General features: G+C 42.1%; 17 protein-coding genes. 5 read left to right on the forward strand and 12 right to left on the reverse strand.

The genetic code is table 11. The features are described from left to right. Window positions 1–70: 70 nt before the first annotated feature. The 7 genes from AAC006_RS01365 to AAC006_RS01395 form a co-directional block, all read right to left on the reverse strand. Window positions 71–277, reverse strand: a complete 207-nt coding sequence (locus AAC006_RS01365; protein ID WP_126872291.1) for a hypothetical protein — start codon at window positions 275–277, stop codon at window positions 71–73. A gap of 38 nt (window positions 278–315) precedes the next feature. Next, window positions 316–465 carry a hypothetical protein gene (locus AAC006_RS01370; RefSeq protein ID WP_185864151.1) on the reverse strand — a complete coding sequence of 50 codons (150 nt, stop codon included), beginning with the start codon at window positions 463–465 and terminating at the stop codon, window positions 316–318. 551 nt (window positions 466–1,016) lie between these two features. After that, window positions 1,017–1,436 carry a hypothetical protein gene (locus tag AAC006_RS01375; protein ID WP_339890549.1) on the reverse strand — a complete coding sequence of 140 codons (420 nt, stop codon included), beginning with the start codon at window positions 1,434–1,436 and terminating at the stop codon, window positions 1,017–1,019. Between the two features lie 147 nt (window positions 1,437–1,583). Continuing rightward, on the reverse strand, window positions 1,584–1,829 hold the full coding sequence (locus AAC006_RS01380) for a hypothetical protein (protein WP_185864150.1): 246 nt from the start codon (window positions 1,827–1,829) through the stop codon (window positions 1,584–1,586). A gap of 432 nt (window positions 1,830–2,261) precedes the next feature. Next, entirely contained in the window at window positions 2,262–3,662 is a 1,401-nt protein-coding gene (locus AAC006_RS01385) for a DEAD/DEAH box helicase (RefSeq protein ID WP_339890551.1), read from the reverse strand. A gap of 92 nt (window positions 3,663–3,754) precedes the next feature. Next, the gene (locus AAC006_RS01390; RefSeq protein WP_126872287.1) at window positions 3,755–4,411 is read right to left on the reverse strand and encodes a CoA transferase subunit B; all 657 of its coding nucleotides are present in this window, start codon (window positions 4,409–4,411) and stop codon (window positions 3,755–3,757) included. Further along, window positions 4,411–5,142: a CoA transferase subunit A gene (locus AAC006_RS01395; protein WP_126872286.1), complete on the reverse strand. Its 732-nt coding sequence runs from the start codon at window positions 5,140–5,142 to the stop codon at window positions 4,411–4,413. The genes AAC006_RS01390 and AAC006_RS01395 overlap by 1 nt, the downstream gene beginning before the upstream one ends. 218 nt (window positions 5,143–5,360) lie before the next feature. Here AAC006_RS01395 and AAC006_RS01400 point away from each other — a divergent pair, with 218 nt between their 5' ends. Beyond that, window positions 5,361–6,248 carry a LysR family transcriptional regulator gene (locus AAC006_RS01400; RefSeq protein WP_013784049.1) on the forward strand — a complete coding sequence of 296 codons (888 nt, stop codon included), beginning with the start codon at window positions 5,361–5,363 and terminating at the stop codon, window positions 6,246–6,248. Window positions 6,249–6,275: 27 nt separating this feature from the next. Here AAC006_RS01400 and AAC006_RS01405 read toward each other — a convergent pair whose 3' ends face one another. Beyond that, window positions 6,276–7,031, reverse strand: coding sequence for a hypothetical protein (locus AAC006_RS01405; protein ID WP_013784050.1), 756 nt, complete (start codon window positions 7,029–7,031; stop codon window positions 6,276–6,278). 72 nt (window positions 7,032–7,103) lie between these two features. After that, window positions 7,104–7,805 carry a HAMP domain-containing sensor histidine kinase gene (locus tag AAC006_RS01410; protein WP_013784051.1) on the reverse strand — a complete coding sequence of 234 codons (702 nt, stop codon included), beginning with the start codon at window positions 7,803–7,805 and terminating at the stop codon, window positions 7,104–7,106. Window positions 7,806–8,050: 245 nt separating this feature from the next. On the opposite strand from AAC006_RS01410, the gene cysB reads away from it, so the two are divergent. Beyond that, window positions 8,051–9,025 carry an HTH-type transcriptional regulator CysB gene (gene cysB, locus AAC006_RS01415; RefSeq protein ID WP_013784052.1) on the forward strand — a complete coding sequence of 325 codons (975 nt, stop codon included), beginning with the start codon at window positions 8,051–8,053 and terminating at the stop codon, window positions 9,023–9,025. A gap of 179 nt (window positions 9,026–9,204) precedes the next feature. Here cysB and AAC006_RS01420 read toward each other — a convergent pair whose 3' ends face one another. The 3 genes from AAC006_RS01420 to pabB all read right to left on the reverse strand — a co-directional run bounded on the left by AAC006_RS01420 (window position 9,205) and on the right by pabB (window position 12,821). Beyond that, window positions 9,205–10,578, reverse strand: coding sequence for an L-serine ammonia-lyase (locus AAC006_RS01420; RefSeq protein ID WP_013784053.1), 1,374 nt, complete (start codon window positions 10,576–10,578; stop codon window positions 9,205–9,207). Between the two features lie 157 nt (window positions 10,579–10,735). Continuing rightward, on the reverse strand, window positions 10,736–11,308 hold the full coding sequence (locus tag AAC006_RS01425; RefSeq protein WP_013784054.1) for a CoA pyrophosphatase: 573 nt from the start codon (window positions 11,306–11,308) through the stop codon (window positions 10,736–10,738). After that, window positions 11,295–12,821, reverse strand: a complete 1,527-nt coding sequence (gene pabB, locus AAC006_RS01430; RefSeq protein ID WP_339890552.1) for an aminodeoxychorismate synthase component I — start codon at window positions 12,819–12,821, stop codon at window positions 11,295–11,297. The genes AAC006_RS01425 and pabB overlap by 14 nt, the downstream gene beginning before the upstream one ends. On the opposite strand from pabB, the gene AAC006_RS01435 reads away from it, so the two are divergent. The 3 genes from AAC006_RS01435 (at window position 12,809) to rmuC (ending at window position 16,089) form a co-directional block, all read left to right on the forward strand. Then, window positions 12,809–12,952 (forward strand): hypothetical protein, encoded by a 144-nt coding sequence (locus AAC006_RS01435; protein WP_339890553.1) that lies wholly within the window; start codon window positions 12,809–12,811, stop codon window positions 12,950–12,952. The two genes, pabB and AAC006_RS01435, sit on opposite strands and share 13 nt — an antisense overlap. 132 nt (window positions 12,953–13,084) lie before the next feature. After that, the gene (locus AAC006_RS01440; protein ID WP_339890554.1) at window positions 13,085–14,614 is read left to right on the forward strand and encodes a fumarate hydratase; all 1,530 of its coding nucleotides are present in this window, start codon (window positions 13,085–13,087) and stop codon (window positions 14,612–14,614) included. Between the two features lie 83 nt (window positions 14,615–14,697). Further along, window positions 14,698–16,089: a DNA recombination protein RmuC gene (gene rmuC, locus AAC006_RS01445; protein ID WP_339890555.1), complete on the forward strand. Its 1,392-nt coding sequence runs from the start codon at window positions 14,698–14,700 to the stop codon at window positions 16,087–16,089. Window positions 16,090–16,207: the final 118 nt, after the last annotated feature.

Below are 16,207 nucleotides of genomic sequence, written 5' to 3' on the forward strand. Positions count from 1 at the left end.
AAACGTGAACATAAGTTTAAGCATTCTTGAGCACAGCGACAATAGCGTATTGTTAATTGTCCGAGAGAGTTTACGAGCCTAAATGCTTTTGGGAGTCAACGGCGATGTTCTGGTGATGAGCATCGCAGTAAGGCAAGAATTTTTCATTCAAAAATTTAATCACTTCCGGGTGAAAATCACTTTGAGGTTGAAAATGATTTCCGTTAGGTACAGTGATATGTTTAAAAGGATGGGGGAAGCCTTTTGTTTTTAATCTCTCTATAACTTCTACTGACATTTCTTGTGAAGGCCATATGTGATCTTTTTCATTTGCTTCTACAACTGCCCATTATTCATGTTATGGACCTGAGAATAAATAATAGGAGCGAGCATATACATACTCTCTCTAGGAATTTCATCGCTGCTATCTACAGATTCCAGAGGTTTAGATAAAGCGTTTTCTACTTTTTCAAGCCATTCTTTCATAGTACGCACTTCCAGTTTATAGACACATATTATTCTAAATAAGGAGCGTTTTTATACGGTCTTTAGCGAAGCAAGTCAGCACACACGTTTGAATCCCAGCCCGCGTAACAGGTGAATTTACTTGGTAAATAACCCATAAGTCATGTTCAAACCTATTTTTGTTGTGAATCACTTTGGGTTAAGTCGTTACATAATTGGCAGTCGATATTTTTCTTAAAGTTATATGCTCTGCGCGTAGCGAATATTGCTACTGAAATAAAAGACCAAGTCAAACCAAAGACCAAAGAGTAATAAACCGTATGTCCTTTAATGTATTGAATGCTCGAAAGTAACGCGAACACTAGAGGCAAAGCGATGCTGTATTGAAATATCCATTTTTTAATTGGCATTTTGTCCCTCTTTGAGTTTTATTGGGCTTTAAATTGCCCGTAAATGTAACTTACAAATAGTCGCGCCGCCGAGTAATGTTTTTGCCGTTGGCATATTACGCCTCACAATGAGGTCTAATATATGCGGTTAAGATTAGTGAGGAATAAACGAAAACCATGCGTTTATCGTCTTACTGTAAGTGTCTTGTTGGGAACCTTTGTTACATAGAAAGTTAATATAATCAACATTGGCAACCACAAATACGCGTAGCCTAAATAAAAGATTCCCATATAACCAAGAGCAGGACCGTCAGACGGTTTAAAGTGAAGCCAGACTTCAATAAAAAAAATCATTGATGGAATAGTTGTAATTATTAGAGAAATAGCTAGAAAAATTCTAAATACATATGTTTTTTTAAATAATTTTAATAGTCTTAGTGCCCAAAATATAAATGAAATGAATAAGCATGGAAGCCCTACGGTGCATATCGCAATCCATAAATAAACAGGGTTCACTAGATAAAATATTTGTGGAACTACTATTCCGATGAGTTGAATCGCAATTAAGGCTAAGCCCGGCATTGCTAATTTTAAGTGTTCCATCCTTGGTTCCTAACTTTTCAATACCGCGCGCATGCACGTAGGGCATAATAGCGAAGCGGCTCTGCGTGTATGCGTTCCAACGAACGTAGTGAGCGAGTTTATTGAGTTGTATGGTGCGTTCATATACATCCTTGAATTATGTATTCGTTATTCCGGCTTGGTAAATGGTGTGATGAGGAAAGGGTTTTTACTATATTTAGCCGCATACCAAAAGGCCCACGCAAGAGCAGCTATTAGAATAGCCTTGGAGCAGCCCATTAATGCAGTAATAATATCGGGTAAGGCAATTAGACTAGAAACGAACAGAGTGACTGCGAAAAAGCTACAAATAACAGCACCGAGCATTGCGCATGCTCTTGTAACTGGGTGAAATACTTTGCTTTGTTTATTCATTAAAATTCCATTTCTAAATATCCGAGAAGCACATAACTTTTAACTAACAGTCGCAGGCGACTTAGGCAGTTCTACTGTAACAAAATTCAAATTCATTACTTTAAATAATTGGATACCGCTTGGAAACTAACAATTTACGAGACCCCAATGCGGCCTGTCTAAACACCCCAAAATAAAGTGTTTAATTTTATTCATATTGTCAGATTAACCGCTAACACCAGAAAATAAAACAAATCTTAATGGTGATTTTTGCTCATGAAATAAAAAATACCAAAATCGTGTGTTAGGGGAATAAGATGTATTTTTTAAAATGCTGTGGCAGCGGTTAAGTAAATTGATATGTTATTTGCAATAAAAAAGAAAAAGGAGCCCTTAGGCTCCCTTGCAAAAATTTAAATCTGTAACCAGAAATATTTCTGGTTTCAACTATACCTAGCTAGTTTTATCGCTATTATCTAAATCATCATCAGCACTGTTATCTAGGTTAATGCCAGATTCAAATTCGGTATCATCTTCAGGTTCAAGTTCTACTTTTCTTGGTTTACGTTTTACTGGCGCCATACCAATTTCTGTACCTGCCATGGTGTCTACGCGGCGTACTTTCTTAGCAACAGTTGCTTCTGCGCCATCTTGCTTACTGGCTTTATTTTTCTGCGTATCTTGTTTAGGCGTAGGGGCTTTAATTCCTTTGAATTTAGCAGGTAGTGCTTCGTGTGCCTCGCACTCTAGGTCATATTGTAAATGTGCCTTCAGTGCTATAAAGCTCTTCCAATCGCGAGGGCCAACAAATGAAGCGGCTTCGCCTTTTTGACCAGCACGTCCCGTCCTACCAATACGGTGAATGTATTCGTCCGCATTTTTGGGCAAATCAAAATTAATAACCAAACCAACTTTAGATAAATCTAAACCTCGTGATGCCACATCGGTAGTCACCAAAACAGAATGCTGGCCTCGGGCGAACTCACTCATAATTGCAGCACGTTGATTTTGTGGTAAGTCACCTCGTAAGGCGATGGCTCCAAGCTTGTCTTTGTTTAACATGGTGGTTAAACGGTCGGTATCTTCACGGGTTGCGGTAAAGACAATAGCTTGGTTATAAGTACGGTTTGAAATTTCGTGATGAAGTAGGGCGTCTTTATGCTCGATATTATCAGCAAAGAAACACTGTTGTTGAATATCGCCATGGTGCGCCGTTGAATCACCTACCGATACGCGAACAGCAGCTTTTGTTAAACGGGCAGTCATGTAATTAAGTTCAATGCTATCCAATGTGGCAGAAAACAGCATGGTTTGGCGTTTACGGTGGTTCGCAAATTCATTAATCATGTTTAGCTGTTCTGAAAAACCTAAATCAAGCATGCGATCGGCTTCATCGAAAATAAGCAGCTCTAGGCCATTTAAAAATATGCTTTTATCTTTTAAATGGTCAGCCACCCGGCCAGCAGTACCCACAATAATATGTGGGTTTCGGCGTAACGCTTTCACTTGGTCATTATAGTTTTCACCGCCCACAACCAAGGTGCAAGACAGGTTCAATCCCGCACACATGGTTTTGGCTTCTATGAAAACTTGCTTCGCTAATTCGCGAGTAGGTGCAAGAATAAGCGCGCGAGGGTCTTGTCGACTTAACGCCTTTTGCGACATCATTCTATTTATGGCCGGAATTAAAAATGCGAGTGTCTTACCCGATCCCGTTTTAGATGAGGCAATAATATCTTTACCCTGAATAGCAGGAAGCATGCTTTTTTCCTGAATTTCAGTGAGCTCGGTAAAGTTTCTACTTTCGAGTTTGGTAATGATTTTGTGATGAACGGGTAAGTCAGTAACTAGCAAGATTCGGCCTCATGAATAATATCATCGCGTATTATCCCTTAAAGGCCGATATTATGAAAGCTTGCTATGCGTTTACCTTGGCGAAAATGCAGTTATACCTGCATTTCGGTCACATTTTCCGAAACAACTAATTTGCCGCCGGTTTTTGCTTGTATATCTTCAACTGTTACACCCGGAGCACGTTCTTTAAGTAAAAAGGCGCCATCCACCACTTCTAATACAGCAAGATCGGTAATAATTCGGGTTATGCAATTTACCCCGGTTAGCGGCAGGGTGCACTCACTAAGCAGTTTTGGGTTGCCACGTTTATCGGTGTGAGTCATGGTCACAATTATATTTTTAGCGCCTGCCACTAAGTCCATAGCGCCGCCCATACCTTTAACAAGCTTCCCGGGGATCATCCACGACGCAATGTTACCGTTTACGTCTACTTCAAATGCGCCTAGTACGGTAAAATCAACGTGGCCGCCACGGATCATGGCGAAGCTTTCCGCAGAGTTAAAAATTGAAGCTCCGGTAATGGCGGTAACGGTTTCTTTACCCGCGTTAATCATATCTGCGTCTAGCTCATCTTCATGAGGGTAGGGGCCCATACCTAATAAACCATTTTCAGATTGCAGCATTACACTAATGCCTTCAGGCACAAAACTAGCGGCTAACGTAGGAATACCTATTCCCAAATTAACATAATCGCCATCTTTGAATTCTTGAGCCACACGCATTGCTATTTGGTCTCGTGATAATGCCATTATTGTGACTCCTTTGCTGTGGTGTTTTGTACAGTTTTAGAAACAACCCTACGTTCTATGCGTTTTTCAAATTCCCCTTTTATGACTCTATTTACATAAATGCCGGGCGTATGAATTTCACTAGGGTTTAGCTCACCTGGTTCAACAATCTCTTCTGCTTCTACCACTGTAATTGTGCCCGCGGTGGCTGCCATAGGGTTAAAGTTTTGTGCAGTATGACGATAAACACAGTTTCCGTAACGGTCGGCTTTCCACGCTTTCACTATGGCAAAGTCGCCCGAAATGGCTTCTTCTAAGATATAAGGGCGGTCATTAAACGTTTTCACCTCCTTACCTTCGCCTACAGGCGTGCCATAGCCAGTAGCAGTATAAAAAGCGGGAATACCTGCACCACCAGCACGCATCTTCTCGGCTAGCGTGCCTTGCGGTGTAAGTTCAACTTCAAGCTCGCCATTTAATAATTGCTTTTCAAACAGGGCGTTTTCACCTACATAGGAAGACACCATTTTCTTAATTTGTTTGTCTTCCAGCAAGATGCCCAGTCCAAAACCATCTACACCACAGTTATTAGAAACCACAGTAAGGCCTTTAGTGCCCATGGTTTTAACTTGAGCAATGAGCCCTTCTGGAATGCCGCATAGCCCAAAACCACCAGCAATAACTGTCATACCATCGGTCAGCCCGTCCATGGCTTCTTGATAGGTAGTGACGACTTTGTCAAATCCCGACATGGTACTTCCCCTTAAATTTAGCTTTGATAAAATGTGTTAAGTAAAAGTATCAACAATGTTATCAATTATGTAAAATTGAATTAATCACTCAATTAATAAGTTTTATTTATTAATTGAGTGGTTAGTGATGGTTGTTAATTTTTCGGATTACGGGCAAGTCAATGTGTTGGCTATCATGTCGGTTATCATTTCAAACATAGGGTGTGGGTCTTAGTTGAATGAATATTTCATACAGAAATTTGCAGGCTTTTATTCACGTAGCGCAATCAAGTACCTTTGCTGAGGCTGCTATTAAGCTTCACCTTACACAGCCAGCCCTTTCGTCTGCAATAAAGAAAATGGAAGAACAGCTTGGCGGAAAATTGTTTAGTCGCAGCACCAGGCATGTGGCGTTAACCAAAGAAGGTGAAGCCTTATTACCTAACGCTATCAGAATAATGAGGGACTGGGACGACACTTTTGGTGATATTCAGAACCTTTTCGCCATGGCTAAAGGGCGCCTAACTATTGCGGCTATGCCTTCCTTTGCCGAATCACATTTACCGCATTTACTTAAACGGTATCACCAACTTGCGCCCAATATTAACCTGCGTATTTTAGATGTGGTGATGGAGAACGTGATTTATGAAGTATCAGAGGGCAGAGCCGAGATGGGCTTCACCTTCGAACCGCAGCAGAATGAGGGGCTTATATTCACACCTCTTTTCGACGATTGTTTTGTCGTGGTGGTGAACCCCCAGCATGAATTGGCAAAAGCAAAAACGGTTAATTGGGAAACGTGTATCGAATACCCTATGGTAATGATGAATAGGGGGTCGGCAGTAAGAATGTGGACGCAACAGAAGATAAGTACCGTGGGTGAAGCCGTTATTGTTGCCGAAACAGGGCAGTTGGGTACCCTTGGTCAGCTAATTAAGCAGGGGTTAGGCATCGCTATTATGCCATCGCTGTGCATTGCGTCGATGGAAAGCATAGCGCTAACCGTGCTTAAAATGGAAGAAGACCCCTTGGTAAAAAGGGTGGGCATGGTGAAAAACGCCAAGCGTGATATGTCAGTGGCTGGTCAAGCATTATGGACTGAGGTGTTACATCACTACCATAGGTAAAGTGTCAAATGCTGATAAACAGGTGCGTTACCATTTTTTCTTAGGCGCAAATAACTCATCCAATTCATCACGCTCTTCTTCTTGTTTCTTCGCTCTGTCTTGTGCGTTAACGCTTTTAAGATTATTTTGAATTTCTGACAACCATTCATGCAGTGTGGCCAAACGAGACTGTGTGTATTCATCTTGCTGATTTTGATTTTCTAGCGCAGTTTTTGCTTTTTCGTAATACTGACGGGCTGAACCTAACATGTTCGACTGCTGTGCAGCTCTGCCGCGTTTGATTAGCGTTTCAACATTAACCTTAATTTGTAAGCGTTCTAATTGTTTGTCTTCGTCATAAAATACTTTGCTTTCAACTTTGCCTTTACTGTGTTCTGAACGAAGTAAAATGCGAAGCTTTTTAACAGCCTGAATGTACTGAATAATAAGTTTGTCATTATCGGGTAAAACGAATTCGTTAGCGCTAACCGAGTCAGGGTTTTGTGAAGCGGATTTTTGCTCTGCATTGGCAAGTTTTTGTTTTGTTTCTGGCGTACCGCCAAGCTCATTGACGGTTTTAAGCGCACCTAAAACTCGGTTATCCAAGATTTGTAACATGCGTCCTGAAATAGGCATGTTTGAACACGCTAGAATAACATTCTCTGTTTCATCAATTACCGCGCGTTGTTTAGCCAGATCTGCCCGACGCTCCGAGTCAGCCTTAGCGCGATGTTGCTGCATAGCATTTATAAAGATTGCCGCTATCAGTAATACAACAATCAGAATTATTATTATCATGTACATGCGCGTATTTCCGTTTAATACTTAATTCGAATTATATGCTGGCTTTCACTGCCAAACTATTATGCGTTAATGTTACGGTATTTTTACCCTAAATACACTTCCGCCAAGAGAACCGCCATTGCTTAAAGAAATCTCTCCTTGCAGTTTGCCTTGCGAGTGAGCAGATGCAATAAGTCTAGCAAAGAAAAGACCTAACCCTGTTCTACCTTGACTAAGCTGAAAATCGGCTAAATCTTCGTGACTTTTCTCAAGCATAGACGTTGGATAGCCGATGCCATCATCTTCCACGCAAATATGTAGGCAGTCATCTTCAACCTGTGCTGAAATACAAATTTGAGAGGTACCATACCGAAGGGCATTTACCAATACGTCGTTAATTAATAGGTATATAAGCTCTCTATCTAAATACCAACTTAAATTGAGGTCGACATTCGCCTTAACCACAATTTCTTTTTGTTCAATGTAAATATTATTAGACCCAACTACATCGTCTATTAAGTCACTAACAAAGCATTCATCTACTGTTATCGGCAGACTTTCTAATTCTGCACGATAAAGTGATAAAATTTGTACTAAATTGGTATTAAGCCGCGATGCTTCGTAATGCACACTAGCTACTTGCTCTCGTGCTTTACTATTTTCAGGGGCTAAATCATTAGAAAGATTTTCAATTGACTGAATAAGAAGAAATAATGAATTTTTCATATCGTGCACAGCAGCAGCTAGCACCGACGAAAAGTCGATAGGAGAGGTAAGTTGCTTTTTTTCACTCATATGAATAAAACCCGTTATTTTCCTTAAATTTGAAGGTGTTGTACCAATTAAAACATCTGTAAGGATAAAGGAAAACAATTATTCAGTAGGTAACCCATTTTCAGTATTACTTATTTAGCGCAAAATTACCTACTATTTTGTGGGTTAATCTGTCACTTTTGTAATAGCTTATCGTAATTATTAGTAGTTTTGGTTATAACGATAAGGTTATAGTACACAACTGGTTACAAGGAGCGATGTTTTACATGAAATTACAACAGCTACGTTACATAGTAGAAGTACTTAACAATAATCTGAATGTTTCTGCCACGGCAGAAAGTTTATATACCTCTCAGCCGGGCATTAGTAAGCAGGTGAGAATGCTAGAGGATGAGTTGGGTGTACAGATTTTTGGGCGTAGTGGTAAGCATCTAACCCATGTTACTGATGCCGGAAACGATGTCATTAATATATCCCGCGAAATTTTAGCCAAAGTAGAAAGTATCAAAGCGGTGGCACGGGAGCATACGCTACCCGATCAAGGTAAGCTAAATATCGCCACTACGCATACGCAAGCACGTTATGCGCTACCTGATGTGATCCAAGGTTTTATGAGCAAGTACCCGAAGGTGTCTTTACACATGCATCAAGGGACGCCATCGCAAATCAGTGATCTGGCCGCTAAGGGCGAAGCCGACTTTGCTATCGCTACTGAAGCTTTGCATTTATATAATGATTTGGTGATGTTGCCTTGTTATCACTGGAATCGAAGTGTAATTGTCAATAAAGACCATCCTTTGTCGAAGAAAGGCTCTATCGATATTAGTGATATCGCCAAATACCCCCTAGTAACCTATGTATTTGGTTTCACTGGTCGCTCAGAACTCGACCAAGCGTTTGAGCGTGCGGGCCTTACGCCTAAAATTGTCTTTACCGCCACCGACGCCGATGTTATTAAAACTTATGTGCGGTTAGGTGTGGGTATTGGTGTTATTGCTTCCATGGCCGTTAGCGATGAACTCGATTCAGACTTAGTGAAAATTGATGCGAGTCATTTGTTCGATTACAGCACGACCAAAATAGGCTTTAGAAAGGGCTCTTTCTTACGAAGCTATATGTACGACTTTATTGAGCGCTTTGCACCGCATTTAACAAAAGATAAAGTTGAAAAAGCCATGATGCTGAAAAACAATGATGAAGTTGAAAAGATGTTCAAAGGAGTAACCTTACCGGTTAAGTAAGGTAGATTAGCCAAACAGTCAAATTTAGCGTTGAAAAGTTAATCGGGTCATTTGGATTAGCTGTTTATGTATGAAAATACGTAACAGAATAAAAAGGCGATTTGCGGTGTTCTTACTTAAACCGCCATCGCCTTTTTTGTCTCTACTGGTGTACTAAAGCCAGTGATTTCATTTAACGGTTAGCATTCGATAATATTAACTGCCAGCCCGCCACGTGCTGTTTCTTTGTACTTGGTTTTCATGTCGTTACCCGTATCACGCATGGTTTTAATGACTTTATCTAACGATACCTTGTGCTCGCCGCTGCCTCTCAGTGCTAACCGTGAAGCGTTTATCGCTTTAATTGCACCCATAGCATTGCGTTCAATACAAGGAACCTGTACCAAGCCACCCACGGGGTCGCAAGTTAATCCTAGGTTATGCTCCATACCAATTTCAGCTGCATTTTCTACTGCAGGTACAGTACCGCCCATAATCTCTGCCAGCGCACCCGCAGCCATAGAACATGCCACACCCACTTCACCCTGACAGCCTACTTCAGCACCCGAAATGGATGCATTTTCTTTGTACAAAATACCAATCGCTCCTGCGGTGAGTAAAAAGCGGCTTGCCACTTCTTCATCCACTGGGCGAATAAATTTGTCTACATAATGTAAAACCGCAGGAATAATACCGGCCGCGCCATTGGTGGGCGCAGTTACCACTCGGCCCCCAGCTGCATTTTCTTCATTTACGGCTAATGCAAATAAGTTTACCCAGTCCATGGTTTGCATGGGGTCGGTAGTATGTTCAGTTTGCAGGCGGCGATAAAGCGCCGGCGCACGGCGCACCACTTTAAGACCACCTGGCAATATGCCTTCACTGTCGATGCCACGTTGAACACAGGCTTTCATCACCAACCATATTTCAAACAGCTTTTGCTTTACGGCGTGAGCAGGTTGAAAAGTCGTTTCGTTCTTAAGCATAAGGGCGCTAATACTTAACCCATTATTTTTGCATTGCTCTAGCAGCGCAGCACCAGACTTAAAAGGAAAAGGTACAGTCGCTTGAACGGCACCGGCATGTGCTTTAGTGGCATCAAAGTCTTCTTCTTTTACGATAAAACCGCCACCGATGCTGTAGTACGTTTGCTCGCACAGCAGGGTGTCGTTTTCATATACGTAAAAAGTAAGTGCATTAGCATGCTTAGGAAGGGTTTTACGGCGATGAAAGACAATCGCGTTTTTGTTTGGAAATAAAATAGGCTTCTCGCCATTTAGGTACAAAGATTCTTGGTTTCGTACGTCTTCTAGTAATGGCTCTATTTTATTCACGTCAATGCTTTCAGGCATTTCACCCGATAATCCAAGAATAACGGCTTTACCTGTACCATGACCAATACCGGTTTGACCTAAAGAGCCAAACAATTCCACTTTAATCGTAGTGATTTTTGAAAACAATGCGGTGTCTGTTGCAAGTGTTTTAGCATATTCAGCACCCGCACGCATGGGGCCAACGGTGTGCGAGCTTGAAGGGCCAATACCCACGCTAAACATATCAAAAACACTAATCATAAAAATACACCAGTCTACATTACTAATACCTAGATCATGCATGTAGACGGGCTTAACTACAATACAGAAAACCTAATCAATTGATAAGAATTGCTAATGTGGTGTAAAGAAACATTTAACGGCACGCAAGGGTAAGTGTGTTTGAGAGTAGGTGAGCTTAAGGATGAATATGGTGAGACAAGTTTCGTAGTATGGCAGCCGTAGCACCCCAAATCATATGTTCATTCCACGGAATAAAATAGATAGGCGATGAACGCTTACCTTTACGAGCAGTATGAATAAGATGATTTTTGCGATTCAGTACATGAGCTAAAGGCACCTCGAAAGCACTTTCTACTTCGTTAGGGTCGATAACAGGCGTAAAACTGGGTTCAACAAAACCAACAACCGGGGCTATCTGATAACCGCTTACTGTCCTGTAATTGGGTAACACCCCAATAATTTCTACGTTTTCAGAAGGCATGCCTATTTCTTCGCGGGCTTCTCTTAAAGCGGCATCAAAAACGCTGTTATCTACTTCATCTACTGCGCCACCGGGGAAACTAATTTGCCCTGGATGATGACGTAAGTGATGTGCACGCTCTGTGAGTAATACCGTCAGCTCATTACCATAATCCATTAAAGGAATTAATACCGCAGCAGGCCTACCTCTAGATTTAAGCGGGTAATCGGGCTCTCGGTGCGTTTGACGCAAATGGTGAAATTGGCGGAGGAAATCAGCTCTGTTCACGGCCCGCTCCAAAGTGGGAGGTTAGCACTGGCAGAATTTTAGACACTTTATCCAAGGTTTCTTTGTACTCGTCATTAGCCACTGAATCTAAAACAATACCACCACCAGCCCAGCAATGCAGCTGGTTATTCTCCGCAAGCAGCGTACGAATACAAATGCTTGAGTCCATATCTTCACGAAAGCCCATATAAAAAATGCTGCCGCAATAGATATTGCGTCTATGTACTTCAAGCTCGTCTATAATTTCCATCGCCCTAATTTTAGGTGCGCCTGTAATAGAACCGCCAGGAAATGAGGAGGCAAGTAAATCTAATGGCGTTGCATCGTCGTTAAGTTCGCCGACAACCGTGCTCACCAAATGATGCACTGCTTCATAGCTTTCTAAGGCAAATAACTCAGGTACTTTTACTGAATGAGGCTTGCAGTGTTTTGAAAGATCATTACGCAGTAAATCAACAATCATAAGGTTTTCCGCACGATCTTTCGATGCAGTCAGCAAAGACTGAGCACTTTGTGCATCTTTAGCTTCATCACTAAACCGTGGGCGTGTACCTTTTATAGGTTTAGTTTCCACCACGCCCTGCTTAACACTAATAAAGCGTTCGGGGGAAATACTTAAAATAGTGCTGTTTTTTAACTGAATGAATGCAGAAAAGGGCGCTTGGTTACTTTCTCGTAAGGCGCGATAAGCGTGCCAGCAATCGCCCGTGTATGCAGCTGTGAAACGCTGCGCCATGTTTACTTGGTAACAGTCGCCCGCTTTTAAATAGTCATGAATTCGTTCAATACGGTCAATATAGGCTTCTTTTGTTAGGTTAGATTTCCAATCACTGGTTAATGAAAACGGCGTTTTAGCAATATCATCACCTTGTGTTTTCTCATCATTGATAGAGGCTAAAGAGACACGGCCTATATGGTCACTTTCTTCGCAAAAATCGCCAGTATCAGCACTATCTTCAAAATCAGTAGCAAAATTGGGCTGGATGACAAAGTCAGGTGGCGTGGTTTCACCTGTCGCCGAGCAAAAATACAAGGTACCGGTAACCGTATCCTCAATTAAAGATGACAAGTAAAGCCCTACAGAAAAATCTGGGGTGGTATAGGTTTGCGCTGCATGTGCTGGAAGCTTTTCGTAATAGCGCCCTGCATCGTAACCAGCAAAACCCGTTACGCCTACAATAAAAGGGAGTTGTTTAGCTAATGATTGGCTAGTCTCATCTACCTTAAGGTTGGTCACTGTGCCATGAAGATAGTGCGTGACGGCTTCAAAAGGCTGAAGGTCAGTCGTGAATGCCTTCTCGCCATCTAATTGCACTAGAGGGGCTTCACCGTGTTTGGCCGTTACGGTAGCGCTAGGCTCCCATACCATCACATTGTAGCGACCATTGCTTTTTGTGGAGCCACAGGTATCAAGCAAAACGGCTCCCGCGCTGTGGGCAACCCGCTCAAAAATATCTATAAGGGAAAGCGATGTGCTGATTGGCGTAATGGTAACTTGCGATGTTGCGGGCATTAAAAACTAACTCTATACATCAGGTTAAGAAGAATGTTGTCGGCATTGAAGCTGCGTTAAATGGGTACTGGAAGGTTAATTCAACAGTATTAGCACGCTATCAATCTGCTAATGTTAGCGAAGCGCGTTAAATTTACCTGCACAAGTTTGTTTTATCGCAAAGCTTCACCCATATTTTACATGGTACGGTGCCAACAGATGCGCTAGTATACGCTTTTTTAGCAGGCTAAGACCACGAAAGCAAAATAAAAAAAGAGGATGTCATGACCGTTATCCGCCAACAGGACTTCATTGATAGCATTGAAGATTCCCTACAGTTTATTTCTTACTATCACCCGCTCGACTACGTTAAAGCCGTGGAAGCAGCGTATAACAGAGAAGAAAGCCAAGCAGCTAAAGATGCGATGGCACAAATCCTTATTAACTCTAGAATGTCAGCTGAAGGCAAGCGTCCTTTATGTCAAGACACCGGTATTGTGACCTGCTTTGTAAAAGTAGGCATGGGTGTGACATGGGATAAAACTGACATGACTGTTCAACAGATGGTTGATGAAGGTACTCGCCGCGCTTATCTAAATCCAGATAACCCCTTGCGCGCTTCTATCGTTGCAGACCCTGCGGGCGCGCGAACCAATACCAAAGACAATACACCGTCAGTTGTGCACATTGATATGGTGCCAGGTGAAAAAGTTGAGGTGATGATTGCGGCAAAAGGCGGCGGCTCAGAAAACAAATCTAAAATGGTAATGTTAAACCCTAGCGATAATATTGCTGACTGGGTAGTGAGAACGTTGCCAACTATGGGCGCTGGCTGGTGTCCACCTGGCATGTTAGGCATAGGCATTGGTGGTACAGCAGAAAAAGCGGCTGTACTGGCTAAAGAAAGCTTAATGGATCCGGTAGATATTCAAGAGTTGATTGCTCGCGGTCCAGAAACCACAGATGAAAAGCTACGTGTTGAAATTTTCGAGCGCGTGAATCAATTGGGTATTGGTGCTCAAGGCCTAGGTGGATTAACTACCGTTGTAGACGTTAAAATTATGTCTTTGCCTACCCATGCGGCATCTAAGCCTGTGGCGATGATCCCTAACTGTGCAGCAACCCGACATGCACATTTTCATTTAGATGGCTCAGGTCCTGCTGAACTTACGCCGCCTAAATTGGAAGATTGGCCAGAGGTAACGTGGGAAGTGGGTGAAAACACCCGTCGCGTTAACCTTAATGATGTGACCAAAGAAGACATTCAAGACTGGAAAGTAGGTGAAACCGTATTACTTTCTGGAAAAATGTTGACTGGCCGTGACGCGGCGCACAAGCGTATTCAAACTATGCTTGATAACGGTGAAGGTTTACCTGAAGGTGTTGACCTAACCAACCGCTTCATTTATTACGTAGGCCCTGTTGATGCGGTTGGCGATGAAGTAGTAGGCCCAGCGGGTCCAACTACTGCCACTCGTATGGATAAATTCACTGACATGATGTTAGAGAAAACAGGCCTTATCGGTATGATAGGCAAAGCAGAGCGTGGCCCTGCAACGGTGAAATCTATTGCCAAGCACCAGTCAGTTTATTTAATGGCCGTAGGTGGTGCAGCATACTTGGTTTCTAAAGCTATCAAGAAGTCACGGGTAGTGGCGTTTGAAGATTTAGGTATGGAAGCCATTTACGAATTTGATGTGGAAGACATGCCTGTTACCGTAGCAGTAGACAGCACAGGCGCTAACGCGCACGAAACTGGACCTGCTATTTGGAAAGCAAAAATTGAAGATTTAGATAACGCGTTATCTAAGTAATCATACATTTGTGTTTAAAACAGGTGCCATTGGCACCTGTTTTTGTTTATAGTGCTGTATAAATTAACAGTGCGTGTGTATTTATGTATTCCTTATCTGATTTGTCCCCCCAATATTTGAATGCTGGCTTTTTTTTACTGGCGTTAATTTTTCTTATTTTGCTAATAGCGACCCGTAGAACACTGAATAAGGCTCACAAGAACATTGCCGAAAAAAATGATGCGTTACTTGCGCAGCAGCAGACCTACAATGAAACCCAAGAGCGTATGGGCATGCTGGTTGAAAAATCACGTCAGTATGAGCAGGTGCTAGCTGAGAAACATCAACTTAGTGAAGCATTAGGCGTGCTGCAAAAAGAGTACAGTAAGTTGCAGGCGCAATACGAGGCGCAAAAGGCTAGGCTTGATGCGCTTATGCAGAATCATGAAGAAAAGCTTGCGTTAATGCATTCGTCAGAACAACGCTTACAAACCCAGTTTGAAAACTTAGCGAATAAAATTTTTGATGAGAAAAGTGCAACCTATCAAACCCAAAGTAAACATAATATTGAAGCGGTATTGGCGCCCTTTAAATCCCAATTAGATGGGTTTAAACGACAAATTTCAGAACAACACATTCGTGAAGGGCAAGAGCGAGCGTCACTAAAAACGGAAATTTTAAGTTTAAAGGCATTGAACCAGCGCATAACCGAAGAAGCATCCGCTTTAACCAATGCACTTAAAGGTGATAACAAAAAGCAAGGTAATTGGGGCGAAGTTATTTTAGAGCGTATACTCAAAGAATCTGGACTTCGAGAAGGCCATGAGTTTGAAACCCAAGTGTCGGCACAATCTGAACAGGGTAGGCGATTGCAACCCGATGTTGTGGTGCATTTACCGAATGACAAAGACGTGATAATCGATTCCAAGGTAAGCTTAGCGGCGTACGAGCAATATTTTAATTGCGACGATGACGCCAGCCGCAAACAGTATCTCAGTGCACACGTCGCTTCAATCAAAGGCCATATTAAAGGGCTAGGCGCCAAGGAATATCAGTCGCTAAAAGGGCTGCGCACGTTAGATTATGTTTTACTGTTCATTCCTATCGAGCCAGCCTTTCTATTGGCCATTGAAGAAGAGCCGGATCTTGTTTCACTCGCGCTTAATCATAATATTATGTTAGTTAGCCCCACCAATTTGCTTGTGGCACTTCGTACCATCAATAATATTTGGCAATACGAGTACCAGAACCAAAACGCGCAACTCATCGCAGAACAAGCAGGAAAGCTATACGATAAATTTGTAGGCTTTGTCTCTGATATTGAAAAGATTGGTAAAGCACTAGATACCGCCCATGGCAGTTATGATGCAGCAATGAATAAGCTCTCAAGTGGGCGTGGAAATTTAGTCCGGCAAGTAGAGAAGTTCAGAGAAATGGGGGTTCAACCGAACAAACGTTTAGATAGTACGTTGTCGAGATTATCAGATGAAGAATAATAAAAGCGTAGTTGACTAGATATAACGCTAGGTAGGTTTAACAATAGCTAGCAATACTCAACAATTCTTCAGATATAAAAAAGGCCGCTTAACAGCGGCCTTTTACGTTTAAGTAATA

The organism is uncultured Alteromonas sp. (assembly GCF_963976965.1).
GTDB lineage: Bacteria > Pseudomonadota > Gammaproteobacteria > Enterobacterales > Alteromonadaceae > Alteromonas > Alteromonas naphthalenivorans.